We start from the raw sequence: 25,212 nt of genomic DNA on the forward strand, positions 1-25,212 counted from the left end.
TCCTACAGGGGCATGCGTTTTTACAGTGTCAACGTTAGTCGGCTGACCAACGCCCCCGGCAACAACGCCGAAGCCGTCGCCCGCTGGCTGTAGGTGCTCGCCGACAGCAACAACTCCCGCTCCTCGGTCAACGCTTCCAGCCGCGAACCGAGCAGGCTGAAGGCACTGTCATCAAAGCGCATGGTGTTGACCGGTGCCTGAATCTCGCCGTTCTCGACCCAGAAAGTGGCGAAGCGGGTCATGCCGGTCAGGCGCGCGGCCGGTTGATCCGAAAAGTTGAGGTACCACAGGTTGCTGATGTACAGCCCCGTACCCAACTGCTTGAGGATGTCCGCGTCAGGCAATGCCCCGGCTTTCATGTTCAGCGCACTCGGGGATTCACCGCCGCTGGCGCCGTTGGCGGTCAAACCGTATTCCGCGGCGCTGCGCGAACTGACCAGTTGTGCCCCGGCCTTGCCATTGACGATCAACCCCAGGTCACTGCGCGGATAACCTTCGTCGGAAAACGCCGGGCTCAGTGAACCGCTGACTTTTTCGTCCAGCGAGACCAGCGGGCTGAATGCGCTGTCGCCACCGTAGAGCCTTTGCAGCGGGCTGCTTTTGCTGGCAATCGACTGTGCCGAGAAACCACCCCAGCACAGCATGCCCATGATTTCTTCCAGCGCCGCCGGTGCCAGGTAAGCGCGGTACTGGCCGGGCGCCAAAGTGCGTAGCGGCCGTCCCAGAAACTCAAGTTGCTCGCGGGCTTGCTCGAAGCGTTTGGCAAAGCCCTCGCTGTTCCAGTCCTGCCCGGCATAGCTGGCCTTTACCGCCTGGCCGTTCTCGTGGAACAGGCTGAAGTCGAAATTGAAACTGTTGGCCTGATGCCAGCCGAAGGCGCCCGAAGAACTGGCAAAACCACGACTGATCGGTCCGGCAGCGTAGAAACCGACAAGATCCAGGCCTTCGGCGGCCTGGGTGATTTGCGCGACCACCTGTTCGGTGTCCGGCAGCGGTTGGGCCTGTACGTTGTTGCTCTGCCAGCCATTGTGGTTGAGCAGCAGATACGGGTCCGCAGGTAGCAGCGGCAAGGTGTCGCGCAGCTGTTGCAGACCTTCGTTCAAACGTTGCAGGTCAATCTGGGGATCGCCGGCCAGAGTGATTTGCAGATCGGCATGGCGGCCTTCGTTGATCAGTTTCAGGCCGATGCTCGCCTGCTGCACCTGACCGGCCTGACGCACCTTGGCGTGGTTGAAACGTATGAAGGCCGAGGATTCGGCGGCGTAGCTGAGGGTGAACTGTTCGGGCTCGTGAAGCGCTGCACGCAGGCTGTTGACCAGCGCTTTGAACGATGCGGACTGGCTGATTGACGGATGCATCAGGCGTCTCCTCCGAATACATCAACGTTACTGAACACGCAGGCCGGTGACGCGTGGCCGACGCGGATCACCTGGTTCGGCTCGCCCTTGCCGCAGTTCGGTGTGCCGAGGACCTTGAAGGTACTGGCATCACCGACGGCGCTGAGGCTTTTCCAGAACTGCGCGGAGATGCCCCTGTAATTGGGATTTTTTACCACGCCTTTGAGTTCGCCGTTTTCGATCAGTTGGCCCCATTCGCAGCCGAACTGGAATTTATTGCGGGCATCGTCGATCGACCAGGAACGGTTGGTTGACATCAGCACGCCGTGTTCGATACCGCCGATCAGCTGCTCGATGGACTGATCGCCCGGCTCGATGTTGAGGTTGGCCATGCGATCGATCGGCGGACGATTCCAGCCGCAGGCGCGGCTGTTGGCGACGCCGTCCATGCCGGCCCGGAATTGCGACAACGCACCGCCCAGCGGGCGCAGCAACAGGCCTTCGCGGATCAGGAACTGTTTGCTGGCGGGCGTGCCGTCGTCGTCATGGCCGTAGCTGGCGAGCTCCTCGGGAATGTCCGGGTCGAAGGTCACGTTGAGCAGGCCGGAGCCGTATTGCAGCCTGCCGAAATCTTCGGCTTTGACGAAACTGGTGCCGGCGTAATTGCGTTCGTCACCCAGAATGCGGTCCAGCTCCAGCGGATGGCCGATGGATTCGTGGATTTGCAGCATCATCTGGTCGGGCATCAGCAGCAGGTCGCGCTTGCCTTGCGGTGTGTTCGGCGCCAGCAGCAGTTGCAGCGCCTGATCAGCCACCTGGGCACCGGCACCGATCAGGCCGCAGCGGCTGATGACGTCCGCCGCGCCTTGCTGGCCGAAGTTCTCGCGACCCAGGCTGCGGGTCTGGCTGTCTTTGCCGTCGTAGGCCGTGACGTCCAGGCCAGGGTACACAAAGCGTTGGGCCTGGCGCAGTTCGGCACCGGCGCTGTTGAGGTAAATCTGCTCGACGTGAGTGATGCCGAGGCTGACCTGCCAGTTCACCAGGCGCTCGTCCCTGGGCACGGCGGCCGACTCGGCGCCGAGCAGTTGGTAGCAGTCGCTCAGGGACGGGAAGGGCTGGTCGAAGTTCGGCGAAAAGTAATCGGCGCGGTCGCTGGAAACAGCCTGTTCACGCAGGTCCAGCAAGGCATGGGGCTTGAGTCGACGGGCCTGGAGTTCGGCGCGCTCGAGGGCGGCCTGCAGGCCTTGTTGCGACAGATCGTTGGTCGCCGCATAGACCTCGACGCCATTGACCCGCACGGTCAGCATCGCCCCTTCGTCACGGCTCAGGCTAGGCGGTTCGGCGATGTTCTTGCGCACCGACAGGTACTGCCCGGATTCGCGCACATAACGCAGGGAAAAGAATTCAGCACCCGTGCGCAAGGCAGCGAAGCGCTGCTTGAGCTGGGGGTAGAAATCGAACATTCGTGAACCTCCTGGTTATGGAGTGGCGATGGCGCGGTGCTGCGAGGGGAAGGGGTGAAACGATTGCGTGGCGCTAGATTAGGCCTGCGAGGGGGGGAGGATCAAGTTTGGATCTGTGGAGGGAGGGATTACCGGGTTTGACCGGTAGATGTGTGCTGATTGTCAGGACCCCATCGCGAGCAAGCTCGCTCCCACAGTGGTTCCGGTTGGATCACAAATCTGCAATCCAACCCGAAACCTGTGGGAGCGAGCTTGCTCGCGATAGGTTCGACGCGGTGTAACGCCTTACGCTGTCTGGCTCACTTCCCGCACCGGCTTGCCCTTCACCGGTGCTTCACCGGCCACATAGTAAGTGGCTGTGCTGCGCGGCAATGGCTTGCGACCACGGATCTTGTCGGCGATTTTCTCGGCCATCATGATCGTGGGTGCGTTGAGGTTGCCGGTGGTGATGATCGGCATGATCGAGGCATCGACCACCCGCAGGCCTTGCATGCCATGCACACGACCTTCGCCATCGACCACGGCCATGTCGTCGGTGCCCATCTTGCACGAGCAGGACGGGTGGAACGCAGTTTCAGCGTGTTCGCGGATGAACTTGTCCAGTTGCTCGTCGGTTTGCACCTCGATGCCCGGGCTGATCTCGCGACCACGGAAAGCGTCCAGCGCCGGCTGTTGCATGATTTCACGGGTCAGGCGGATGCCGTCGCGGAATTCCTGCCAGTCCTGCTCGGTGGCCATGTAGTTGAACAGGATGCTCGGGTGCTGGCGTGGGTCCTTGGACTTGGCCTGGATGCGCCCACGGCTTGGCGAACGCATGGAGCCCATGTGCGCCTGGAAGCCGTGCTCTTTCACACCGTTGCTGCCGTTGTAGTTAATCGCCACCGGCAGGAAGTGGTACTGAATGTTCGGCCATTCGAATTCCGGACGGGTGCGGATGAAGCCGCCGGCTTCGAACTGGTTGCTGGCGCCGATGCCGGTGCCGTTGAACAGCCACTCGGCACCGATGGCCGGCTGGTTGTGCAGGAGCAGCGACGGGTACAGCGAGACTGGCTGGGTGCAAGCGTATTGCAGGTACAGCTCAAGGTGATCCTGCAGGTTTTCACCGACGCCCGGCAGGTCGTGGACCACCGGAATGTCGAGCTTTTTCAGCAGCTCGGCCGGGCCGACGCCGGAGCGTTGCAGGATCTGCGGCGAAGCGATGGCGCCGGAGCACAGCAGCACTTCCTTGCGTGCTTTGACTTCAACGCGCTCTTCAGCGTCGCCGACCAGGTAACGCACGCCGACCGCACGCTTGCCTTCGAACAGGATCTTGTCGGTCAGGGCGTGGGTGACGATGGTCAGGGTCGAACGCTTCTTGGCGACGTCCAGGTAACCACGGGCGGTGGAGGCACGACGACCTTTCGGTGTCACGGTGCGATCCATCGGGCCGAAGCCTTCCTGCTGGTAGCCGTTCAAGTCTTCGGTGCGCGGGTAACCGGCCTGCACGCCGGCTTCAACCATGGCGTGGAACAGCGGGTTGTTGCCGGCTTTCGGCGTGGTCACACTGACCGGGCCGTCGCCACCGTGGTAGTCGTTCGGGCCGATGTCGCGGGTTTCCGCCTTGCGGAAATAGGGCAGGCAGTCCAGGTACGACCAGTCTTCCAGGCCTGGCAGTTTCGCCCAGCCGTCGTAGTCCATGGCGTTGCCGCGGATGTAGCACATGCCGTTGATCAGCGAAGAGCCGCCCAGGCCCTTGCCGCGACCGCACTCCATGCGACGACCGTCCATGTGTGGCTCTGGATCGGTTTCGTAGGCCCAGTTGTAGCGACGGCCCTGCAGCGGGAACGCCAGGGCGGCCGGCATCTGTGTGCGGAAGTCGAAACGGTAGTCCGGGCCGCCGGCTTCGAGCAGCAGGACGGTGACGCCTGCGTCTTCGGTCAGACGGGTCGCCAGGGTGTTACCGGCCGAGCCGGCACCGATGATGATGTAGTCGAATTCTTGGGACATTGAATGCACCCTCTTTGATGGTGGTCAGGTCGGGCCTCGGCGAGTGCTGCGCACTCGATTCGCTGGCAAGCCAGCTCCCACAGGGATTGGGAGCTGCCACAGATTTGATGGACGACTCAAAACCTGTGGGAGCGGGCTTGCCCGCGAAGAGGCCCTCGCAGGCAATACAGGACTCGGGTCTTAGAACACCGAGACGTAATCGCCCAGCTCGACCTGTACCGATTTGATGCGGGTGAAGTTGTTCAGCGAGCTGATGCCGTTCTCACGGCCGACACCCGACTGCTTGTAGCCGCCAACCGGCATCTTCGCGTCGGACTCTCCCCAGGCATTGATCCAGCAGATACCGGCTTCCAGTTGATGAATTACGCGGTGCGCGCGGTTCAGGTCGCGGGTGACGATACCGGCGGCCAGGCCGAACTCGGTGTCGTTGGCGCGACGGATCACTTCTTCTTCGGTTTCGTAGGTGAGGATCGCCATCACCGGGCCAAAGATTTCTTCACGGACGATGGTCATGTCGTCGGTGCAGTCGGTGAACACGGTCGGGGCCACGAAGGCGCCTTTGGCGAATTCGCCGTCGGTCAGACGCTCGCCGCCGCACAGCAGGCGTGCACCTTCTTCCTTGCCCTTGGCGATGTAGCCCAGCACGCTTTCCATGTGGGCGAAGCTGACCAGAGGGCCGAAGTTGGTGTTTTCGTCTTCAGGGTTGCCGACGCGGATGCGTGCAACGCGCTCAACGATCTTGGCTTCGAAAGCGGCTTTCAGGTGGGCCGGTACGAACACGCGGGTGCCGTTGGTGCACACCTGGCCGGAGCTGTAGAAGTTGGCCATCATCGCGGTGTCGGCAGCACGATCGAGGTCGGCGTCGTCGCAGATGATCAGCGGGGACTTGCCGCCCAGTTCCATGGTCACGTCCTTGAGCGAAGAGCTCGAAGCGCTGGCCATGACTTTCTTGCCGGTGTCGGTGCCGCCGGTGAACGAGACTTTCTCGATGCGCGGGTGCTCGGTCAGCCAGGTGCCGACTTCGCGGCCGCTGCCGGTCAGGACGTTGAACACGCCGTTTGGCACGCCGGCTTCGGTGTAGATCTCGGCCAGTTTCAGGGTGGTCAGCGAGGTGACTTCGCTTGGCTTGAAGATCATCGCGTTACCGGCCGCCAAGGCTGGCGCGGATTTCCACAGGGCGATCTGGATCGGGTAGTTCCACGCGCCGATACCGGCCACAACGCCCAGCGGCTCGCGACGGGTGTAGACGAACGACGTGGTGCGTAGCGGAATCTGCTCGCCTTCGATGGCCGGAACCAGGCCTGCGTAGTACTCCAGCACATCAGCGCCGGTGACGATGTCGACGTAGCGGGTTTCGGAGTACGCCTTGCCGGTGTCCAGGGTTTCCAGGGCGGCCAGTTCGTCGTTGCGCTCACGCAGGATTTCCACGGCGCGACGCAGGATGCGCGAACGCTCCATGGCGGTCATGGCGGCCCAGATTTTCTGGCCCTTTTCGGCGCTGACGACGGCGCGCTCGACGTCATCGAAGGTGGCACGTTGTACTTTTGCGAGGACTTCACCGTTAGCCGGGTTGATGGCTTCGAAAGTGGCGTCGCTGCTGGCGTCAGAGTAAGCGCCATCGATGTAGAGTTTTTGCAATTCGAAACGGGCCATAAAGTCCTCGCAAGTGCATCAGTGATTGGCGCGGTCCGGTGGTTGAGCGTTCTGTGTGCTCTAACTCACCTGCTTGGCCAGTTGGAAATCCATGTATTCGTAAGCGATCTGGTGCGCCTGCCCGGTGTCGAAAGCATCTCCCGACAGCGCGCCGCGCAACCACAAACCGTCAATGAGGGCTGCCAGGCCACGGGCTGCACTGCGCGCATCGTCGAGCGGCAGTACGCGGCGGAACTGGCAGCACAGGTTGGAATACAGACGGTGATCGTTGATCCGCTGCAACCTGTGCAAAGACGGGTGGTGCATGCTGGTGGCCCAGAAGGCCAGCCAGGTTTTCATTGCCGGGCCATTGACCTGGCTGGCGTCGAAGTTGCCTTCGATGATCACCTGCAGATGCGCCCGCGGGCTTGCATCTGTCAGCGCCTGACGGCGCGCGGTGACGTTCTCGCTGAGGACACTCATCAGATACTGCGCCGTGGCAGCGATCAGGCCGTTCTTGTCCTGAAAGTAATGACTGATGATGCCATTCGAGACACCGGCCAAACGGGCGATCAGCGCAATGCTGGCGTCCCCCATTCCGACCTGATCGACCGCCAGCAATGTGGCTTCGATCAACTGCTGGCGACGGATGGGTTGCATACCGACCTTGGGCATCTTGCACATCTCCTTGGGCCTTCCGGCAGACGTCAAACGACTACCGGCTTGAGGGCCAGTCTATTTTGTTTTGATTGAACGTTCAATCAACAAAGAATAAGATCTGCGACAAATCGTCGCTGCCTACAGATTTTCCCAACATGTAGCGGCGGAAAAATGACTTCCGAAACTGCTCGAAACCTACGCGCTGTGGCGCTCCAGGGGTTTCGGGCTTTTTTCGGGGTGTCTTTATATCACCCGCCGGTCGGCTGCCCACTAACCGATTGGTCGGGTAACTCGTTTGCCTTGCGTTCTTCTCTCGCACTGCCCGGAGCATCTGTGCCATGAGTTCTGCCTCGCTAATAAAGACCCCACCGCAGAAGGTGTCGGTCAACGGTTGGGTGTTCTACACCTCTACCGCGTTGATTCTGTTGTTGACCGCCATTCTGATCATCGCCCCGCAAGAGGCCGGCAGAATGCTGGGTACGGCGCAAGCCTGGTTGTCCCGCAGCTTCGGCTGGTACTACATGGTGGTGATTGCCGCCTATCTGATTTTCGTCGTCGGCCTGGCGTTTTCGTCCTACGGCAAACTCAAGCTGGGCAGCAAGGACGACACCCCGGACTTCAGCTACGGCGCCTGGGCGGGGATGCTGTTTTCCTCGGGTATCGGCATCTCGTTGCTGTATTTCGGCGCGTCCGAACCGCTGGACCACTACTTCAACCCGCCGGAAGGCGTGGCCGGCAGTAACCTCGCGGCACGTCAGGCAGTGCAACTGACGTTCCTGCATTGGGGCCTGCACGGCTGGGCGATTTACGCGCTGGTCGGCTTGGCGGTGGCGTACTTTGCCTACCGCCATAACCAGCCGTTGGCGTTGCGTTCGGCGCTGTATCCGCTGGTGGGTGAGCGCTGGGTCAAGGGCGCGGCCGGTCATGCGGTGGACGGCTTCGGCATGTTCGTGACCCTGCTGGGTCTGGTGACCAACCTGGGGATCGGTTCGTTGCAAGTGTCGTCGGGCCTTGAAAACCTGTTCGGCATGGAGCACAGCAACACCAACCTGCTGATCGTGATCATTGTGATGAGCACCGTGGCGACCATCGCCGCTGTGTCGGGCGTGGAAAACGGCATCCGTCGTCTGTCCAACCTGAACATTGTGCTGTTCAGCGGCCTGCTGATTTTCGTCCTGCTGTTCGGCCCGACCCTGCACCTGCTCAACGGCTTCGTGCAGAACGTCGGCGACTACCTGAACGGCGTGGTGCTGAAGACCTTCGACCTCTATGTGTATGAAGGCGACGCCGAGAAGTCCGACCGCTGGTTGGGCCTGTGGACCCTGTTCTACTGGGCCTGGTGGATTTCCTGGGCACCCTTCGTGGGCATGTTCATCGCACGTATTTCCCGTGGTCGCACGGTGCGTGAAATGGTGGCCGGCGTACTGCTGATTCCGCTGGGCTTCACCCTGGCGTGGCTGTCGATCTTCGGTAACTCGGCCCTGGACCTGGTGATGAACCATGGGGCGGTGGAGCTTGGAAAAACGGCGCTGGAACAGCCATCCATGGCGATCTACCAGTTGCTTGAGCATTACCCGGCGTCGAAGGTGGTGATCGGCGTATCGATTTTCGTTGGTTTCGTGCTGTTCCTGACCCCGGCGGATTCCGGCGCGGTGATGATGGCCAACCTGTCGTGCAAGGGCGGTACCGTCGATGAAGACGCGCCGCACTGGCTGCGGATCTTCTGGTCGGTGGTGATCACCCTGGTGACCATCGGCCTGCTGTTCGCCGGTAACTTCGAAGCCATGCAAACCATGGTGGTACTGGCTGGTCTGCCGTTCTCGGTGGTGCTGGTGTTCTTCATGTTCGGCTTGCACAAGGCCATGCGCCAGGACGTGCAGATCGAACAGGAGCAAGCGGAACTGGCGGCACGCGGTCGTCGTGGTTTCAGCGAGCGTTTGACCCAGCTGGACTTGCAGCCGAGCCAGTCGGTGGTGCAGCGCTTCATGGACAAGCAAGTGAGCCCGGCGCTGGAAGATGCGACGGCGCAAATGCGTGCTCAAGGTCTGCAGGTTCAGACGCTGCTGGGCAAGTCCAAGCGTTGCATGGGCGTGCGCGTCGAGATGGAAGAGGGCAACCCGTTTGTCTACGAAGTCAGCCTGGACGGTTACCTGGCCACGCCGACTGAATCGGCACAGTCCGATGAGGCGCGTCAGCGTTTCTATCGCGCCGAGGTTTACCTGCATAACGGTAGCCAGGACTACGACTTGATGGGTTTCACTCAAGATCAGATCACCCGTGACGTGCTCGATCAGTTTGAAAGCCATCGGCAACTGCTTGGCCGGGTTTATAGCTAAAGCTTGGGTCTGCGGTGTACGGAATGCACCGCAATCCCTGTGGGAGCGAGCTTGCTCGCGATAGCGGAGGGACAGTCAACACTCATGTTGAATGTTAAGCCCTCATCGCGAGCAAGCTCGCTCCCACAGGTTGTTCACCGTACATATGGGAGCGGGCTCGCTCGCGAAGGGGTCATCAGCGGCAAAGCTGTTTGACCCGATACCCCATAAACAAAAACGCCGCGATTCTCTCGCGGCGTTTTTGTGTCTGTTGCCTTACCCCAGGTTCTTGCCGAGCAGTGCGTGATACAGCTCGCTGTCGCCCAGAATCCCCACCACCTTGTTGTTGTCATGCAGCACCAGCTTGTTGCCGGTCTGATAACGAATCTGCAGCGCATCGCGCATGCCGATGTTCGAGTCCACCAGGGTGGGTCGACGACCCAGGCCTTCAACGGCCTGACCCGGTATCCAGTTCTGCAAGTCCAGCGCAGACCCGTTCTGGCGAGCGCCCTTGATGGTGTTGCCTTCAGCCAGATCCAGCCACGAATCACCGCCTGGATCCAGGCACACCGAACCGTTGATGCGTTTGCAATTGTCCAGGGTGCGCATCAGGCTGCGGCCGCACAGTACGTTCAGCGGGTTGGTGTGGGCCACGAAGGTCCGCACGTAGTCGTCCGCAGGGTTGAGGACGATTTCTTCCGGTTTGCTGTACTGGATGATCCGGCCGTCTTTCATGATCGCGATGCGGGAGCCCAGTTTCAGGGCTTCGTCGAGGTCGTGGCTTACGAACACGATGGTTTTGCTCAGCTTGCGTTGCAGTTCCAGCAGTTCGTCCTGCAGACCCTGGCGGATCAGCGGGTCGAGTGCCGAGAACGGTTCGTCCATCAGCAGGATGTCGGCGTCCATCGCCAGGGCACGGGCCAGGCCCACGCGTTGTTGCATACCACCGGACAGCTCGTTGGGTTTCTTGTTGCGCCACTGGGTCAGGCCTACCAGCTCAAGCTTGTCGTCCACCAGTTTGCGTCGTTCCTTCTCGGGCCGACCCTGCATTTCCAAGCCGAAGCTGATGTTCTCGCGAACGGTCAGCCAAGGCATCAAGGCGAACTTCTGGAACACCATCGCGATGCGTTTGGTGCGCATCATTTTCAGTTCGGCCGGGCTGCAGGAGGCGATGTCGATCTGCTTGCCTTCGTGCTCGACGAACAACTTGCCACGGCTGACGGTGTTCAGGCCGTTGATGCAGCGCAGCAGGCTGGATTTGCCGGAACCGGACAAGCCCATCAGTACGCAGATTTCACCTTTTTCGATATCCAGGCTGGCTTTTTCAACACCGACGATCTGCCCGGTCTTTTTCAGGATCTCGTTGCGGGTCATGCCCTGATCCAGCAGCTTGAGCGCCTCGCGTGGATCTTTGGAGAAGATAACGTCAACGTTATCGAAGCGAATAATGCTCATGCGTCACCCCCTACCTTGGCGTCGGGTTGTTTGCAGATACGGTCGAGCATGATCGCCAGCAGTACGATCGCCAGGCCTGCTTCGAAGCCCAGGGCGATATCAGCAGTGTTCAGTGCGTTGACCACCGGTTTGCCCAAACCATCGGCACCCACCAGTGCCGCGATCACCACCATCGAAAGAGACAGCATGATGCACTGGGTGATGCCTGCCGCGATGCTTGGCATGGCGTGGGGCAGTTCGATTCGCGAGAGCAGCTGACGTCGGGAGCAGCCAAAGGCCTTGCCGGCGTCCATCAATTCTTCCGGAACATCGCGGATACCCAGGTAGGTCAGGCGGATGGGCGCGGCAATCGCGAACACCACCGTCGAAATCAGGCCCGGGACCACACCCAGACCGAAGAGGGTCAGGGTAGGAATGAGGTACACGAAGGTCGGTACGGTCTGCATCAGATCGAGTACCGGACGCATTACAGTATAGAACATCGGCTTGTGCGCGGCGACGATGCCCAGGGGCACGCCAATGAGCACGCAGACCAGGGTGGCGAACAACACCTGGGCGAGGGTTTCCATGGTTTCCTGCCAGTACCCCAGATTGAGGATCAGCAGAAAAGAGGCAACGACAAACGCGGTCAGGCCCCATTTGCGTTGAATGAAGTGTGCCAGTAGAGCGATCAGGCCGATCAGCACCAGCGGGTTGAACCAGGTCAGCGCAAATGTCACGCCGTGGATCATCGTTTCCAGTGTCACGGCGATTGCGTCGAAGGTGCTGGCGCCGTGTTGCGTCAACCATTCAACGAAGCCCGAGATGTACTGGCCTAGAGGTATTTTCTGATCAATCAGCATGGTAGTGAACGTCCGCATGCAAGGAAATAAACAGCCCGGACGGCGTGGGCCGTCCGGCATAAGCGATTACTGTGCGAGCTTGGCTTTCACGGCTTCCAGGCCAGGTTTACCGTCAGTGGTGGTCACGCCAGCGAGCCAGGTATCGAGCACCTGTGGATTCTTTTTCAGCCAGGCCTTGGCGGCCGCGTCAGGCTTCATCTTGTCGTCCAGGATGTTGCCCATCAGTTCGCTTTCCATGTCGACCGTGAACTCCAGGTTTTTCAGCAACTGACCGACGTTGCTGCATTCCTCGGCGTAGCCCTTGCGGGTGTTGGTCGCCACGGTGGCGGCGCCAAAGTCGGGGCCGAAGAAATCGTCGCCGCCGGTCAGGTATTGAATCTTGAAGCGCTTGTTCATCGGGTGCGGCGCCCAGCCGAGGAAGACCACGGCGGTGTCGCGTTTCTGTGCGCGGTCGACCTGCGACAGCATGCCTGCTTCGCTGGACTCGACGACCTTGAAGCCCGCGTCCTTGAGGCCGAAGGCGTTCTTGTCGATCATCGACTGGATCAGGCGGTTGCCATCGTTGCCAGGCTCGATGCCGTAGATCTTGCCATCGAGCTCTTTCTTGAATTTGGCGATGTCGGCGAAGTCATGCAGCCCCTTGTCGTACAGCGCTTGAGGGACGGCGAGGGTGTACTTGGCACCCTTGAGGTTGGTGCGCACGGTTTCCACTGTGCCGGCATCGCGGTAGGCCTTGATGTCGTTTTCCATGGTCGGCATCCAGTTCCCCAGGAACACGTCCATGTTCTTGCCATCGGCAAGCGACTTGTAGGTCACGGGCACGGAAATCATGGTGGTCTTGGTCTTGTAGCCGAGGGCGTTGAGCACGACGCTGGTCGTCGCGGTTGTCGCGGTGATGTCGGTCCAGCCGACATCGGAGAAGTTTACGGTACTGCACTGCGCCGGTTCTGCGGCTTGCGCCAGAACCGGCAGACTAAGCATGGCGGCCAACAACAACGACGGGGAACCTTTCATGGATGGACTCCTTGGTGTTTTTTTTGGCAGTGTTCCGACTGGACCACCGCACTTATAGGTTGCGGTTGGATGGCGTTCTGGAGACAGCTCTACCACGGCGCCTTGCAATCGAGTCGATACGATCATGTACCAGTGAAAATCTGACGCCTACAGGGTGCGTCGTATCCAGTACAGGGATGGTCGCATCCAGTGTCGGTGACGTCGTTTACAGATTTTTTCAGCTCTTTTTTCCCCTCTGAACCGCAAAAAAACGGCGAAAACACGGCGTAAAAGACACGCGGCGCTGGTGGGCATGAGTGCGTCGGTTAGAGACGTCGAACAACTGGATAAAAGCTTGATGATGCGGCCATCTCGGCGGATTGCAGCTTGAGCGTAGCAGCTCCGTCACCCTGCGCTTTGGCGTGCGCAGTGGGCCCATTCAGGAGTTCGGCAGTCATGGCTATCAGTGTTTTCGACCTGTTCAAAATCGGCATCGGCCCTTCCAGTTCGCACACCGTGGGGCCCATGCGGGCAGCGGCATTGTTTGCGCAGGGCTTGCGCGAGCGGGGTCTGCTGGAACAGGTGCGGCGTGTCGAAGTCCAGCTGTTCGGCTCGTTATCGGCCACCGGCATCGGTCACGGCAGCGACAACGCGGTGATCATGGGCCTGATGGGCGAGTGGCCGGATGCGATCGATCCGTCGCAAATCGGCATCCGTATCCAGGCACTGCGCGAAACCGACACGCTGTTGCTCGACGGTCGCCTGCCGGTGCCGTTCGTCTGGGCTCGGGACATGCGCCTTATCGACGAAAACCTGCCGTTCCACCCCAACGCCATGACCCTGATTGTCGAAGGCGATGACGGCGAATTGCATCGCGACACCTACTATTCGGTCGGCGGCGGTTTTGTCGTCGATGAGGCGCAAGCCTCCAGCGGTGTCGTGGATCTGGATCGCACCGTACTTCCTTATGACTTTTCCAGCGCCGCCGAGCTGTTGCAGCTGTGCAAGAAGCACAACCTGCGCGTGGCGGAATTAATGATGGCCAACGAGAAAGTCTGGCGCAGCGAAGAGGAAATCCGCAGCGGTCTGATGAAGCTCTGGCGCGCCATGCAGGATTGCGTCGAACAGGGCCTGAAACACGAAGGCATCCTGCCCGGCGGGCTGAACGTGCGCCGCCGCGCGGCCAAGCTGCATCGCAGCCTGCAGGAACTGAACAAACCCAACGTGATTGGCTCGACCTTGAGCGCCATGGAATGGGTCAACCTGTTCGCCCTGGCGGTCAACGAAGAAAACGCCGCCGGCGGGCGCATGGTCACGGCACCGACCAACGGCGCGGCGGGGATCATTCCGGCCGTGCTGCACTACTTCATGAAGTTCAGTGAGGCTGTGACCGACGCCAATGTCGTCGACTACTTCCTCGGTGCGGCGGCGGTGGGCATCCTGTGCAAGAAGAACGCCTCGATCTCCGGTGCCGAAGTCGGTTGTCAGGGCGAAGTCGGTTCGGCCTGCGCCATGGCGGCCGCCGGGCTGGCGGAAATCCTTGGCGCCACGCCAGAGCAACTGTGCAACGCGGCGGAAATCGGTCTGGAACACAACCTCGGCCTGACCTGTGACCCGGTGGGTGGACTGGTCCAGGTGCCGTGCATCGAGCGCAATGCGATTGCAGCGGTGAAGGCGATCAATGCTGCGCAGATGGCATTGCGGGGCGATGGCCAGCACTTTATTTCGCTGGACCGGGTGATCCGTACCATGCGCGATACCGGTGCCGACATGCATGACAAATATAAGGAGACATCGCGGGGCGGGTTGGCGGTGAGTGCTGTGGAGTGTTGAGACCGCGTCGACCCCATCGCGAGCAAGCTCGCTCCCACAGGTTTTGCGTCGGTCACAAAAATTGTGTTCACCTTGATCCCTGTGGGAGCGAGCTTGCTCGCGATAGCGCCAGAGCAGTCAAAACTGCGCGCTAAGTGAACACCCGGATTAAAACGCGCCTCCTTTTAGCGCGTCGCTCACAGATAAATTGTCTTGCCACTGATCGAGGGCCAACCAGCCCTCGACCGCTCGTCACCCGTGCCTGCGGTGACACTCCTTTCCAGTGCGGCGCAACGCTGTTCCCACAAGTGCTACCGAATTGCTCACCGCTCGTGAGCCGGGGCGCTTGCCCGTCCTGATGGCCATTTAAATCCCCACGCCTTGCAAGACATATATAGACACATTCCGACGTCGTTTTTAGGAGTTATTGAACGCGCATTCAAATTTAGGCATGGCAATTGCTCTGTCATTACAAAGCCCGTCTCCCACGCGAGAACGATGGCAATAAAAAGAGCCTCCGCCTGAGGCCATCACCCGCTTTGTGTGAGGAGATACCGCGATGACGACGTTCAACTCCGGGGCCCAACCCCAGAACCGTGCGCCTCAATCCATCGGCTTTCTGCTGCTGGACAATTTCACGCTGATTTCTCTGGCGTCCGCAGTGGAACCCCTGCGCATGGCCAACCAGTTGTCCGGTCGCGAGCTGTACCGTTGGACCACCCTCACCGTCGATGGCGGCCAGGTCTGGGCCAGTGATGGCCTGCAGATCACCCCCGACGCCTCCATGCACAAAGCTCCGCCAATGGACACCGTCATCGTCTGCGGCGGTATCGGTATTCAACGCACTGTTACCCGTGAACACGTGTCCTGGCTGCAAAGCCAGGCCCGCCAGTCCCGCCGCCTCGGCGCGGTGTGCACCGGCAGCTGGGCCCTGGCCTGCGCCGGCCTGCTCGACGGCTTCGATTGCAGCGTGCACTGGGAATGCCTGGCAGCCATGCAGGAAGCTTTCCCGCGGGTGGCCATGAGCACCCGCCTGTTCACCCTCGACCGTAACCGTTTCACCAGCTCCGGCGGCACCGCGCCGCTGGACATGATGCTGCACCTGATCAGCCGCGATCACGGCCGTGAATTGTCGGCGGCCATTTCGGAAATGTTCGTCTACGAGCGCATCCGCAACGAGCAGGATCACCAGCGTGTGCCGCTCAAGCATATGCTCGGCACGAATCAGCCAAAACTGCAGGAAATCGTTGCGCTGATGGAAGCCAACCTCGAAGAGCCGATCGATCTCGACGAACTGGCCGTCTATGTCGCGGTATCCCGTCGTCAGCTCGAGCGCCTGTTCCAGAAATACCTGCACTGCTCGCCGTCGCGTTACTACCTCAAGCTGCGCCTGATCCGCGCCCGGCAACTGCTCAAGCAAACGCCGATGTCGATCATCGAAGTGGCGTCGGTGTGCGGTTTCGTGTCCACGCCGCACTTCTCCAAGTGCTACCGCGAATACTTCGGCATTCCGCCGCGTGACGAGCGCGTAGGCTCCAACACTACCCAGCAAGTGGCGATGATGCCGTTGCCGCAAGCCTTGGTGCTGTCGCCGTTGTCCGGGCCGTTGTCGGCGTTGAGCCAGGCGCGTAATGAGTCGACGTTTGCCAGTGTAAGGCTTTAAACCGAGGCGCCTTCAATCGCGGGCAAGCCCGCTCCCACAGGGCTTTGTGTCGAGCACAAAATTAATGCTCTGACTCAAAGCCTGTGGGAGCGGGCTTGCCCGCGAAGGATTTTTATCGGCCTGTGTGGCTCTGCTGATACTCCGCCAATGCCGGCAACAACTGCTTGTCGATCGCCTGGCGCACCGCCGGCAGGATGGTCGCGCTGCTGGTGTACATCTGCTTGACCATGGTCCGCAGTGTCATCGCCCGTACATCGTTCAAACCCCGTACCGCACACTCACAGGCCTGCTCGGCGGTGGCGCCGGTGGGCACCTCGAATCCCAACGACTTGAGCTGGCCCAACAGGTCTTCCTGGTCTATCAAATCGGCGTGCATCATGACGCAATCCTTCTTCAGGGAACGGTGTCGTGGCTCGATTCTGGTAGGGCCACGCAGTAGCGGCAAGGGCGAATTGTCGCAATGGCCGCAATGGCTATGAACAGGTCGTTTTCGACTAACTTGCCGTTTGGAGGAGTGGGCACACTGGGCTCAGCTCGCTTCACGAAGGTTTGGTCACCCTCGCACGGCAGCTCCTCAACAGTACCCTCTGCCTCGATCCTGTCACGGCTTGATCGGGGCTTTTTTTGTCTGTGAATCAGGGACATATGAGGTGCCGGTACTGACGCCATCGCGGGCAAGCCACGCTCCCACAGGTTTGGGCGTCGCTCACCAAACCTGTGGTGACTTCGATCCTGTGGGAGCGTGGCTTGCCCGCGATGAACGATGGCGCGGTCTAGCGTTGTAATACGAGAATCCGCGACAACAACTCATCCCGGTCGACATAGCAACCCTGGAAGTGCCGCGCCCCGGTGGCGGGGTCGAAGGCGTTGCGGGCGTGCAGGGTACGGCGGTTGTCGAAGCACCACAGCTCGCCGGGATTGAGCCGCTGCATCAGGCGGAAGCGGGGTTCGCGCGTCATCGCGATAAAGCGCCGGTAGGCGTGATAGAGCCTGGGCATCTGCTCCACCGAGGTGTCGAACGGTCCGCGCAGAAAGTTCGCCATGCGGATTTCCGATACCTGCCCCAACGTGTCCAGGGCAATGATCGGCGCGAGGCAGCGGTAGTCGCTGTGGCGGTCTTTGTTGCGAAACTCTACGGGGATTTCGCAAAGGCTTTTGAATGACTCCGGGTCTTCGCGACGCAGCGCATCGGCGATGGCAAACCCGTCGACAAAAATGCTTTCGCCACCCTCGGCGTCATTGACCAGGCAATGCAAGAATTGCAGCCCCGGTTGCAGCTCTCGGGTCGGCAAATCACTGTGCAGCGGCAGGTTGAAAGCGGTGTAGGCGTTGCTGTCGGCGTCGGCTTTGGATTGCACGTTGAACAGCACGCCGAAATTGCTCTCGCGGATGAAGGAAATCCGTTGCGCGATCAGCTTCAGAGAGCCGGTCTCGGTGGGCACGCCACGAACCTGGGTCAGGCCGACATCGCGAACCGCCAGCAGCCATTGCAGCAACGCCTGCGGGTCGTTCATCAGTGCTTGATATTCGAACACCGGCAACTGCAAATCGCTGTGCCAGAGCCTGGCTTTGGGCTTGTGTGCCAGGCGTTCGGCGCGGGATTCATCGTCATAGGCGTGGGCGCGCAGCCAGCCGGGATCGAAGCGGCTGGTGTGGCCATCCTGCCAATCCACCGACAGGCAACCTTCGCTGTCAATGTGTACGGCGTCGGGCATCAGGTCTTGAGCCACATCGACGATTTCCAGCACTTGCTCGCGGGTCACGGTGTAGACGCACTGCGGGCACGGGCAGTTATCCCGCAGCCATTGATGGTGGAAAGGGCTGACGCGATCGTCGGCCCACTTCACCAGAACCCGGTCCGCCAGTGTCTGCACGCCAGTCAGTGCGCTGATCAACGGATAGGTACGAAAGTCGGCAAATGCAGCGGCGGTGTTCATGGCGATCTCCTTGTTATTTTTTTGGGGGTAATGCGATCACTCGGCCAATGTACCCGGGCGTTGGCAGGTCCGCCTGTTCGGCGACGATGGCTTGCAGCCGATTCAAGGACTGTTCGCTGAACGGGGCCGAACGAGGTCCGGCGAGATCCACGTGCAGCAGCATCTGTTCGTTGCCTGCAAGCTCCTGGGCATCACCGACCCGATGCAGGCTGTGATAGAGGTGCAGGCGTTTGCTGTCGTGGGCAATGATTTGGGTGTGCACTTCGACTTGGGCGTCGAGTTTCACTTCGTGCAGATAATTGAGGTGCAGTTCGAGAGTGAACAGCGAGTTGCCGCTGGCTTCCCGGCTGTCGCTGTCCAGGCCCAGGCGATCCATCAGGGCATCGGTGGCGTAGCTGAAAATCAGCAGGTAGAAGGCGTCGCGCAGGTGGCCGTTGTAGTCGACCCAGTCGGGGATGATGGTGGTTTGGTAGGTGGTGAGGGTGGGCATGGTTTCTGATCCAATTTGTGTGGTGACTGGACTGCCGCTATCGCGAGCAAGCTCGCTCCCACAGTGATGTGCAGTGTGAATACAATCTATGTCACTCAGCAGATCCCCTGTGGGAGCGAGCTTGCTCGCGATGGGGCCAGTGCTGCTGGCCCCACAGCCTGGGCTTACTCGCTGAAAGCCATCCCATGCTTCTCTTTGGTGGTCTTCACCGCCTCGAGCACTGCCAGCAGGCAGTCATCACGATAGCGCTCCAGCGCTGAAATGCTGTGTTTACCCAGTTGATCGCTGGTGCCGTCGACCACGTCGTCGATCAGTTTGTCGGTCAGTTCCGGCGCCGGCAGGTAAGTCCACGGCAACTGCAACGCCGGGCCGAACTGCGCCATGAAGTGACGCATGCCGGCATCACCACCGGCCAGGGTGTAGGTCAGGAAGGTGCCCATGAACGACCAGCGCAAGCCCGCGCCGAAGCGGATCGCATCGTCGATTTCACCGGTAGTCGCCACGCCGTCGTTGACCAGGTGCAGCGCCTCACGCCACAGCGCTTCGAGCAGGCGGTCGGCGATGAACCCCGGCACTTCCTTGCGCACGTGCAACGGGCGCATCCCCAAGGATTCATAGACTTTCATCGCCGCTTGCACGGCTTCGGGCGCGGTGTTTTTGCCGCCAACCACTTCGACCAGCGGTAGCAGGTAAACCGGGTTGAACGGGTGACCGACCACGCAGCGTTCCGGGTGCGTGGCGCTCTCGTAGAACTCGCTCGGCAGCAGGCCGGAGGTGCTGGAGCCGATCAACGCATTGGGCTTGGCCGCCGCGCTGATTTTGCTGTGCAGGTCCAGTTTCAGCTCAAGGCGTTCCGGGGCACTTTCCTGGATGAAGTCAGCGTCGCGAACGCATTCTTCGATGGTCGCGACAAAACGCAGGCGATCCTGCGATGCACCCGGTGCCAGTCCTTGTTTCTCCAGTGCACCCCAGGCGTTGGCGACGCGTTTGCGCAGGGCTGCTTCAGCGCCTGGTGCCGGGTCCCAGGCCACTACGTCCAGGCCATGGGCGAGGGCGCGGGACACCCAGCCGCTGCCGATGACACCGCTGCCCAGGGCGGCGAAGATTTTGATTTCGGTGATGAAGCTCATGGTCAATTCCTGAATTTGGCTCGGAAAAAAACTGTGGGAGCGAGCTTGCTCGCGATGGCGGTATTCCTGCCGCAGATGATGCTTCGGATGTACCGATGTCATCGCGAGCAAGCTCGCTCCCACAGGGGGAAAGTTGTTGTGAATTAACCGCGCTGGGTCAGGCCCATTTTCTTGCGGCCTTCAGCGGGGGTGAGCACGCGGGCACCAAGGCGGCTGAGGATTTCCGTGGCGCGTTCGACCAGTTGGCCGTTGGTCGCCAGCACGCCCTTGTCCAGCCACAGGTTGTCCTCCAGCCCGACCCGCACGTTGCCGCCGAGCAACACCGCTTGCGCCGCCATCGGCATCTGCATGCGACCGATACCGAAGCCGGCCCAGACCGCGTCGGCCGGCAGATTGTCGACCATGGCTTTCATGGTGGTGGTGTCCGCCGGCGCACCCCACGGGATGCCCAGGCACAGCTGGAACAACGGGTTGTCGAGCAGGCCTTCCTTGATCATCTGCTTGGCGAACCACAGGTGACCGGTGTCGAAGATTTCCAGCTCGGCCTTCACGCCCAGCTCTTGAATGCGTTTGGCGCCAGCGCGGAGCTGGGCCGGGGTAGAAACGTAAATGGTGTCGCCGTCGCCGAAGTTCAGGGTGCCGCAATCGAGGGTGCAGATTTCCGGCAGCAGTTCTTCGACATGGGCCAGACGAGTCAGCGGGCCGACCAGATCGGTGTTCGGGCCGAATTCCATCGGATTTTCGCCGGCACCGATTTCCAGGTCGCCGCCCATGCCGGCGGTGAGGTTGACGATGATGTCCACGTCCGCCTCGCGGATACGCTCCATCACCTCGCGATACAGCGCCACATCACGGCTGAACTTGCCGGTTTGCGGGTCGCGCACATGGCAGTGAACCACGGTGGCACCGGCCTTGGCGGCTTCCACGGCGGCAGCCGCGATCTGTTTTGGGGTGACCGGCACGTGTGGGCTCTTGCTGGTCGTGTCGCCAGCACCGGTGAGTGCGCAGGTGATGATGACGTCGTGGTTCATTTGGCGGTTCCTTACAGGCGAGTTTTTGGTTTTGGCCAGGCGTGGTGATCCCGTTCGCAGCCCCTTGGGGCTGCGAACGGTGGTGGGTTCGGGTTTATTTACTGGTCAGTTGCAGGTTTTCAGCGGCCGGTTTGCCATCGAAGGTGGTGACGCCTTCAAGCCAGCGTTTTTTGTCCTGCGGGTGATCCTTGAGCCATTGTCTGGCCGACTCGAAAGCGTCCTTGTGATCCAGCAGTGGCTGCATCATCCGGCTCTCGTCTTCGGCGGTGAACGTCAGGTTGCTCAGCAGGCGACCGATGTTCGGGCATTGCTGGGCGTAAGTCGGTGCGGTGACGGTCCACACGGTGGCCTTGCCTTCGTTCGGGCCGAGGGCGTCGTCGCTGCCGGTGAGGTAGGTCATTTTCACGTTGACGTTCATCGGGTGCGGCGCCCAACCGAAGAACACCACGGCTTCGTTGCGACGCACGGCGCGATCCACCGCGGCGAGCATGCCGGCTTCGCTGGACTCGACCAGCTGGAACTTGCCGAGGCCGAACTGGTTCTTGGAGATCATCGCCTTGATCTGGGTGTTGGCGCCCGAGCCAGGCTCGATGCCGTAGATCTTGCCGCCCAGTTCTTTTTCGAACTTGGCGATGTCAGCGAAGGTTTTCAGGCCCTTGTCGGCGAGATAGGTCGGCACGGCGAGGGTCGCGCGGGCGTCTTGCAGGCTTGGCGCATCAAGCACCTTGACCTGCTTGGCCTCGACGAAGGGGGTGATGGTCTGGGTCATCAGCGGGTTCCAGTACCCGAGGAACAGATCCAGACGCTGGTCGCGGATCCCGGCGAAGATGATTTGCTGGGAGGCGCTGGTTTGTTTGGTGCTGTAGCCGAGGCCATCGAGCAATACCTGGGCCATGGCACTGGTGGCGATCACGTCGGTCCAGTTCACTACACCCATGCGCACGTTCTGGCACGCGGCGGGTTCGGCGGCCATGGCACTGGCGCTCAGTAACGCGGTACCACTGAGTGCAAGAACACAGCTGCTGATCAGTCGTTTCATTCTCAGGTTCCTCGGCAGTTCGTTTATTGTGAGTTCCGGTGTCTGATGCGCCGGTGATGCAAAGTTACGCAGCAAAGCACCGATGAAAGCGCACTGCGGCGACCAGCTCTTGCACTGCAGCGACCTGCGCTCTTGAAAGCCGCTTGCAACTGGCGTATCAACATCCCTACGCTGCCCGCCCTCTCGTTACCTGGCCTCTTGTTACCTGCTAAGCGAGTGCGCTCCATGTCCCAGGATTTCTATTTCTTGTTGATGCCGGGTTTCTCGGCCATCGGATTTATCTCGGCCATCGAGCCGTTGCGGGTCGCCAATCGCTTTCGTGGCGAACTCTATCGCTGGCATGTGTTGAGCGCGGACGGCGGGGCAGTGCTGGCCAGCAACGGTATGTCGGTCAACGCCGATGCGGCGCTGGAGCCGCTGAAGAAAGGCGCGACCTTGTTGGTGGTTGCTGGCTTCGAACCCCTGAAATTCGCCACCCCGGCGCTTGAGCATTGGTTGCGCCGACTGGACAACGAAGGCGTGACCCTTGGCGCCATCGACACCGGCAGTTTCATTCTCGCCGAGGCCGGTTTGCTCGACGGCCATCGCCTGACCCTGCACTGGGAAGCCATCGACGCCTTCAAGGAGTCCTATCCGCAGCTCAGCGTCACCCAGGAACTGTTCGAGATCGACCGTCGGCGCATCACTTCCGCTGGCGGCACCGCCTCCATCGATTTAATGCTGGATTTGATCGCCCAGGCCCATGGCCCGGAACTGGCGATCCAGGTCAGCGAGCAATTCGTGCTCGGCCGCATCCGCCCGCGCAAAGACCACCAACGCATGGAAGTCGCCACGCGCTACGGCATCAGTAACAAGAAGCTGGTGCAGGTGATCGGCGAGATGGAACAGCACAGCGAACCGCCGCTGAGTACGCTGGAACTGGCGGAATCGATCAAGGTGACGCGGCGGCAGTTGGAGCGGTTGTTTCGGTTGCACCTGCACGATACGCCGAGCAATTTCTATCTGCGGTTACGGTTGGAAAAAGCGCGGCAGTTGCTGCGGCAGACCGACATGAGCGTGCTGGAGGTGAGCATTGCCTGCGGGTTTGAGTCGCCGTCGTATTTCACCCGCAGTTATCGGGCGAAATATGAGCGTTGTCCGCGGGAGGATCGGCGCACCGCGCAGGCATAAACACCCGAGAAACCTGTGGGAGCGGGCTTGCCCGCGATGAGGCCGGCACTTTCAATATGGATGTCGACAGGTACACCGCTTTCGCGGGCAAGCCCGCTCCCACAGTGTTCGGTTTTGACAGGTAGAAAGCCTTACTTCTTCAACAACGCCGAACAAGCCGCTTTAAACGCTTCATGCTGATACTTGTTCAGTGTCTGCGGCAGCTCGACATTGAATTTCTTGCACTGCGCCGTGATTGTCTGCGGAGACAGCAGCGTCACCTCGCAATTCTCCAGTAACTGGAAAACCCCTTCGATCTTGAATGTGGTCGGCCCTCCAGCGAATTCACCTTTCTTGCTGCGCTTTTTGATCGCGATGCGGTCGATGGAGTTCTCGCGCACAAATGAGGCGAGCTGAGCGGCGAATACTTTGACGTTGGCGGCTTCGTCGTCATCGTCCAGGGCAATTTTCTTGGTGGCGAGCGCGACATGGCTCAGCGCCTGACCGTCCAGCGTGGCCACGGCGATGATCGCTTCGCTGCCTTTGATTTCGATGCCGCAGACTTTCATGTTGAATCCCTTTACTGGCTGAAGCGTGCAGCTTACAGCTCAAGTTGGCTGGCGAATGGATCATTCCTGCCCAATCGACTCCAAAAACTCCGACCGTTCATCACTCATCCGCGCAATGCAATCGTTCTGGGCAATGGTGAACGCCTTGCTGCCACCGGTGGCCGGGAAGGCTTCGACGGCGCAGTCGGCATCCCGGGTCTTCAGCCATTGCTGTTGGGCGGCCTTGAGTTTGGCGGTGATGTCGGCCAGTTGCGACGGGTTTTTGCCGTATTGCGACTGCATGCGGTCGGCCAGGCCCTGGAGGTTTTCCTTGAGCAGGTCTTCGGCGCTGGTTTTGCTGAAGGCCGAGCACTCGAGGGTCTGGACGTCGTTTTCGACTTTATCGCACGGGTTGTCGTCGGACTCCTGCGCTGCGTGTACGCCAGTCGCAATCAATGCCAAAGCCAGAAGGATGGATTTCATTCAGGTCGCCGCTCTATTCCAGTGATGCAGCGAATTCTGGCCCAAGCCGAGGGCCTTGAACAGGTCGCTGATTGTGCCGGGAGACGACCCTTTGTCGCGGATTGACGCTTTCGGCAAACCCCCTGTCGTTTTTGCACCCGGTCGCCGAGGCACCGAGGCATATGCTGGCCCCAAAGCGCCGGCAGACGATTCGGCGCATGAATCGCTAATAAGGGGACAGCCTGATGAGCCCAGCCGAATTGCACGCCGACAGCATCGTTATCGACGGGCTGATTATTGCCAAGTGGAACCGTGAACTGTTCGAAGACATGCGCAAGGGCGGTTTGACCGCAGCCAACTGCACCGTGTCGGTGTGGGAGGGCTTTCAGGCTACCGTCAACAACATTGCCGCGAGCCAGAAGCTGATCCGCGAGAACAGCGACCTGGTGATGCCGGTGCGTACCACCGCCGACATCCGCAAGGCCAAGGAGCAGGGCAAGACCGGCATCCTCTTCGGCTTCCAGAACGCCCATGCCTATGAAGACCAGATCGGCTATGTCGAGGTGTTCAAGCAGCTCGGCGTCGGTATCGTGCAGATGTGCTACAACACCCAGAACCTGGTGGGCACCGGTTGCTACGAGCGTGATGGCGGCCTGTCGGGCTTCGGTCGCGAAATCGTCGCCGAGATGAACCGCGTTGGAGTGATGTGCGACCTGTCCCACGTCGGCTCCAAGACGTCCGAAGAAGTCATCCTCGAGTCGAAAAAGCCGGTCTGCTACTCCCACTGCCTGCCGTCGGGGCTCAAGGAGCACCCACGCAACAAGTCCGATGAAGAACTCAAGTTCATTGCCGACCACGGCGGCTTTGTCGGCGTCACCATGTTCGCGCCATTCCTCGCCAAGGGTATCGACTCGACCATCGACGACTACGCCGAAGCCATCGAGTACGTGATGAACATCGTCGGCGAAGACGCCATCGGCATCGGTACCGACTTCACCCAGGGCCATGGCCAGGACTTCTTCGAATACCTGACCCACGACAAGGGTTACGCCCGCCGCCTGACCAGCTTCGGCAAGATCATCAACCCGCTGGGCATCCGCACCGTGGGCGAGTTCCCGAACCTGACCGAGACCCTGCTCAAGCGCGGCCACTCCGAGCGAGTGGTACGCAAGATCATGGGCGAAAACTGGGTGAACGTCCTCAAGGACGTTTGGGGCGAGTAAGCCACTGCACCTCTGAATCCTTTCCCCCGGCCGCCCGCGCCGGGG

At 60.6% G+C, this 25,212-nt stretch carries 21 protein-coding genes; 5 read left to right on the plus strand and 16 right to left on the minus strand.

Features of this window, described 5'->3' with window-relative positions; all coding sequences use genetic code 11:
• Positions 1 to 20: 20 nt before the first annotated feature.
• The 5 genes from Q8X48_RS17015 to betI form a co-directional block, all read right to left on the minus strand.
• Positions 21 to 1,358, minus strand: a complete 1,338-nt coding sequence (locus tag Q8X48_RS17015) for a TldD/PmbA family protein (protein WP_095964155.1) — start codon at positions 1,356 to 1,358, stop codon at positions 21 to 23.
• Complete coding sequence (locus tag Q8X48_RS17020; RefSeq protein ID WP_407799976.1) at positions 1,358 to 2,800, minus strand: TldD/PmbA family protein; 1,443 nt, start codon at positions 2,798 to 2,800, stop codon at positions 1,358 to 1,360. Before Q8X48_RS17020 ends, Q8X48_RS17015 begins: the two co-directional genes overlap by 1 nt.
• A gap of 285 nt (positions 2,801 to 3,085) precedes the next feature.
• Positions 3,086 to 4,786 (minus strand): choline dehydrogenase, encoded by a 1,701-nt coding sequence (gene betA / locus Q8X48_RS17025; RefSeq protein ID WP_126047996.1) that lies wholly within the window; start codon positions 4,784 to 4,786, stop codon positions 3,086 to 3,088.
• A 180-nt stretch (positions 4,787 to 4,966) separates the two neighbouring features.
• Positions 4,967 to 6,439 carry a betaine-aldehyde dehydrogenase gene (gene betB, locus Q8X48_RS17030; protein WP_407799975.1) on the minus strand — a complete coding sequence of 491 codons (1,473 nt, stop codon included), beginning with the start codon at positions 6,437 to 6,439 and terminating at the stop codon, positions 4,967 to 4,969.
• Positions 6,440 to 6,499: 60 nt separating this feature from the next.
• A complete protein-coding gene (gene betI / locus Q8X48_RS17035; protein ID WP_007975486.1) occupies positions 6,500 to 7,093 on the minus strand; it encodes a transcriptional regulator BetI in 594 nt (197 codons plus the stop codon).
• Between the two features lie 380 nt (positions 7,094 to 7,473).
• Here betI and Q8X48_RS17040 point away from each other — a divergent pair, with 380 nt between their 5' ends.
• Positions 7,474 to 9,414 (plus strand): BCCT family transporter, encoded by a 1,941-nt coding sequence (locus Q8X48_RS17040; RefSeq protein WP_407800091.1) that lies wholly within the window; start codon positions 7,474 to 7,476, stop codon positions 9,412 to 9,414.
• A gap of 255 nt (positions 9,415 to 9,669) precedes the next feature.
• Here Q8X48_RS17040 and choV read toward each other — a convergent pair whose 3' ends face one another.
• The 3 genes from choV to Q8X48_RS17055 all read right to left on the minus strand — a co-directional run bounded on the left by choV (position 9,670) and on the right by Q8X48_RS17055 (position 12,704).
• Positions 9,670 to 10,848 (minus strand): choline ABC transporter ATP-binding protein, encoded by a 1,179-nt coding sequence (gene choV, locus Q8X48_RS17045; protein ID WP_015097151.1) that lies wholly within the window; start codon positions 10,846 to 10,848, stop codon positions 9,670 to 9,672.
• A complete protein-coding gene (gene choW / locus Q8X48_RS17050; protein ID WP_407799974.1) occupies positions 10,845 to 11,690 on the minus strand; it encodes a choline ABC transporter permease subunit in 846 nt (281 codons plus the stop codon). The genes choV and choW overlap by 4 nt, the downstream gene beginning before the upstream one ends.
• Positions 11,691 to 11,756: 66 nt before the next feature.
• Positions 11,757 to 12,704 carry a choline ABC transporter substrate-binding protein gene (locus tag Q8X48_RS17055; RefSeq protein ID WP_407799973.1) on the minus strand — a complete coding sequence of 316 codons (948 nt, stop codon included), beginning with the start codon at positions 12,702 to 12,704 and terminating at the stop codon, positions 11,757 to 11,759.
• 435 nt (positions 12,705 to 13,139) lie between these two features.
• On the opposite strand from Q8X48_RS17055, the gene Q8X48_RS17060 reads away from it, so the two are divergent.
• Both Q8X48_RS17060 and Q8X48_RS17065 read left to right on the plus strand, forming a co-directional pair.
• On the plus strand, positions 13,140 to 14,516 hold the full coding sequence (locus tag Q8X48_RS17060) for an L-serine ammonia-lyase (protein ID WP_407799972.1): 1,377 nt from the start codon (positions 13,140 to 13,142) through the stop codon (positions 14,514 to 14,516).
• A 538-nt stretch (positions 14,517 to 15,054) separates the two neighbouring features.
• Positions 15,055 to 16,158, plus strand: coding sequence for a GlxA family transcriptional regulator (locus tag Q8X48_RS17065; protein WP_007975492.1), 1,104 nt, complete (start codon positions 15,055 to 15,057; stop codon positions 16,156 to 16,158).
• 112 nt (positions 16,159 to 16,270) lie between these two features.
• On the opposite strand, the gene Q8X48_RS17070 is transcribed toward Q8X48_RS17065, so the two are convergent.
• The 6 genes from Q8X48_RS17070 to choX form a co-directional block, all read right to left on the minus strand.
• Entirely contained in the window at positions 16,271 to 16,537 is a 267-nt protein-coding gene (locus Q8X48_RS17070; protein ID WP_007995656.1) for a hypothetical protein, read from the minus strand.
• Between the two features lie 394 nt (positions 16,538 to 16,931).
• A complete protein-coding gene (locus Q8X48_RS17075) occupies positions 16,932 to 18,095 on the minus strand; it encodes a gamma-butyrobetaine dioxygenase (RefSeq protein WP_407799971.1) in 1,164 nt (387 codons plus the stop codon).
• Between the two features lie 13 nt (positions 18,096 to 18,108).
• Positions 18,109 to 18,585, minus strand: coding sequence for a thioesterase family protein (locus tag Q8X48_RS17080; RefSeq protein WP_007975495.1), 477 nt, complete (start codon positions 18,583 to 18,585; stop codon positions 18,109 to 18,111).
• 164 nt (positions 18,586 to 18,749) lie between these two features.
• Positions 18,750 to 19,715 (minus strand): L-carnitine dehydrogenase, encoded by a 966-nt coding sequence (locus tag Q8X48_RS17085; protein ID WP_407799970.1) that lies wholly within the window; start codon positions 19,713 to 19,715, stop codon positions 18,750 to 18,752.
• Positions 19,716 to 19,858: 143 nt separating this feature from the next.
• Entirely contained in the window at positions 19,859 to 20,746 is an 888-nt protein-coding gene (locus Q8X48_RS17090) for a 3-keto-5-aminohexanoate cleavage protein (RefSeq protein ID WP_007975497.1), read from the minus strand.
• Between the two features lie 94 nt (positions 20,747 to 20,840).
• Entirely contained in the window at positions 20,841 to 21,785 is a 945-nt protein-coding gene (choX, locus tag Q8X48_RS17095; protein WP_407799969.1) for a choline ABC transporter substrate-binding protein, read from the minus strand.
• 225 nt (positions 21,786 to 22,010) lie between these two features.
• Between choX and Q8X48_RS17100 the strand changes: the two genes are divergently transcribed.
• On the plus strand, positions 22,011 to 22,955 hold the full coding sequence (locus Q8X48_RS17100; protein ID WP_407799968.1) for a GlxA family transcriptional regulator: 945 nt from the start codon (positions 22,011 to 22,013) through the stop codon (positions 22,953 to 22,955).
• A 131-nt stretch (positions 22,956 to 23,086) separates the two neighbouring features.
• On the opposite strand, the gene Q8X48_RS17105 is transcribed toward Q8X48_RS17100, so the two are convergent.
• Together Q8X48_RS17105 and Q8X48_RS17110 are read right to left on the minus strand one after the other, a co-directional pair.
• Positions 23,087 to 23,503: a DUF3010 family protein gene (locus Q8X48_RS17105; RefSeq protein WP_407799967.1), complete on the minus strand. Its 417-nt coding sequence runs from the start codon at positions 23,501 to 23,503 to the stop codon at positions 23,087 to 23,089.
• 60 nt (positions 23,504 to 23,563) lie between these two features.
• Positions 23,564 to 23,965 (minus strand): lysozyme inhibitor LprI family protein, encoded by a 402-nt coding sequence (locus tag Q8X48_RS17110; protein ID WP_217836568.1) that lies wholly within the window; start codon positions 23,963 to 23,965, stop codon positions 23,564 to 23,566.
• A 224-nt stretch (positions 23,966 to 24,189) separates the two neighbouring features.
• On the opposite strand from Q8X48_RS17110, the gene Q8X48_RS17115 reads away from it, so the two are divergent.
• The gene (locus Q8X48_RS17115; protein WP_015097138.1) at positions 24,190 to 25,167 is read left to right on the plus strand and encodes a dipeptidase; all 978 of its coding nucleotides are present in this window, start codon (positions 24,190 to 24,192) and stop codon (positions 25,165 to 25,167) included.
• Positions 25,168 to 25,212 lie beyond the last annotated feature (45 nt).

The organism is Pseudomonas sp. QLc11A, from assembly GCF_052112305.1.
GTDB lineage: Bacteria > Pseudomonadota > Gammaproteobacteria > Pseudomonadales > Pseudomonadaceae > Aquipseudomonas > Aquipseudomonas laurylsulfatiphila.

Bases quoted from the DNA above. Each gene is read 5' to 3' on its own strand.
- choW (WP_407799974.1), bottom strand. From the start codon at position 11,690: ATGCTGATTGATCAGAAAATACCTCTAGGCCAGTACATCTCGGGCTTC.
- Q8X48_RS17115 (WP_015097138.1), top strand. From the start codon at position 24,190: ATGAGCCCAGCCGAATTGCACGCCGACAGCATCGTTATCGACGGGCTG.
- Q8X48_RS17080 (WP_007975495.1), bottom strand. From the start codon at position 18,585: ATGCCCACCCTCACCACCTACCAAACCACCATCATCCCCGACTGGGTC.
- betI (WP_007975486.1), bottom strand. From the start codon at position 7,093: ATGCCCAAGGTCGGTATGCAACCCATCCGTCGCCAGCAGTTGATCGAA.
- Q8X48_RS17020 (WP_407799976.1), bottom strand. From the start codon at position 2,800: ATGTTCGATTTCTACCCCCAGCTCAAGCAGCGCTTCGCTGCCTTGCGC.
- betB (WP_407799975.1), bottom strand. From the start codon at position 6,439: ATGGCCCGTTTCGAATTGCAAAAACTCTACATCGATGGCGCTTACTCT.
- Q8X48_RS17090 (WP_007975497.1), bottom strand. From the start codon at position 20,746: ATGAACCACGACGTCATCATCACCTGCGCACTCACCGGTGCTGGCGAC.
- Q8X48_RS17065 (WP_007975492.1), top strand. From the start codon at position 15,055: ATGACGACGTTCAACTCCGGGGCCCAACCCCAGAACCGTGCGCCTCAA.
- choX (WP_407799969.1), bottom strand. From the start codon at position 21,785: ATGAAACGACTGATCAGCAGCTGTGTTCTTGCACTCAGTGGTACCGCG.
- choV (WP_015097151.1), bottom strand. From the start codon at position 10,848: ATGAGCATTATTCGCTTCGATAACGTTGACGTTATCTTCTCCAAAGAT.
- Q8X48_RS17110 (WP_217836568.1), bottom strand. From the start codon at position 23,965: ATGAAATCCATCCTTCTGGCTTTGGCATTGATTGCGACTGGCGTACAC.
- betA (WP_126047996.1), bottom strand. From the start codon at position 4,786: ATGTCCCAAGAATTCGACTACATCATCATCGGTGCCGGCTCGGCCGGT.
- Q8X48_RS17100 (WP_407799968.1), top strand. From the start codon at position 22,011: ATGTCCCAGGATTTCTATTTCTTGTTGATGCCGGGTTTCTCGGCCATC.
- Q8X48_RS17070 (WP_007995656.1), bottom strand. From the start codon at position 16,537: ATGATGCACGCCGATTTGATAGACCAGGAAGACCTGTTGGGCCAGCTC.
- Q8X48_RS17075 (WP_407799971.1), bottom strand. From the start codon at position 18,095: ATGAACACCGCCGCTGCATTTGCCGACTTTCGTACCTATCCGTTGATC.
- Q8X48_RS17085 (WP_407799970.1), bottom strand. From the start codon at position 19,715: ATGAGCTTCATCACCGAAATCAAAATCTTCGCCGCCCTGGGCAGCGGT.
- Q8X48_RS17055 (WP_407799973.1), bottom strand. From the start codon at position 12,704: ATGAAAGGTTCCCCGTCGTTGTTGTTGGCCGCCATGCTTAGTCTGCCG.
- Q8X48_RS17015 (WP_095964155.1), bottom strand. From the start codon at position 1,358: ATGCATCCGTCAATCAGCCAGTCCGCATCGTTCAAAGCGCTGGTCAAC.
- Q8X48_RS17105 (WP_407799967.1), bottom strand. From the start codon at position 23,503: ATGAAAGTCTGCGGCATCGAAATCAAAGGCAGCGAAGCGATCATCGCC.
- Q8X48_RS17060 (WP_407799972.1), top strand. From the start codon at position 13,140: ATGGCTATCAGTGTTTTCGACCTGTTCAAAATCGGCATCGGCCCTTCC.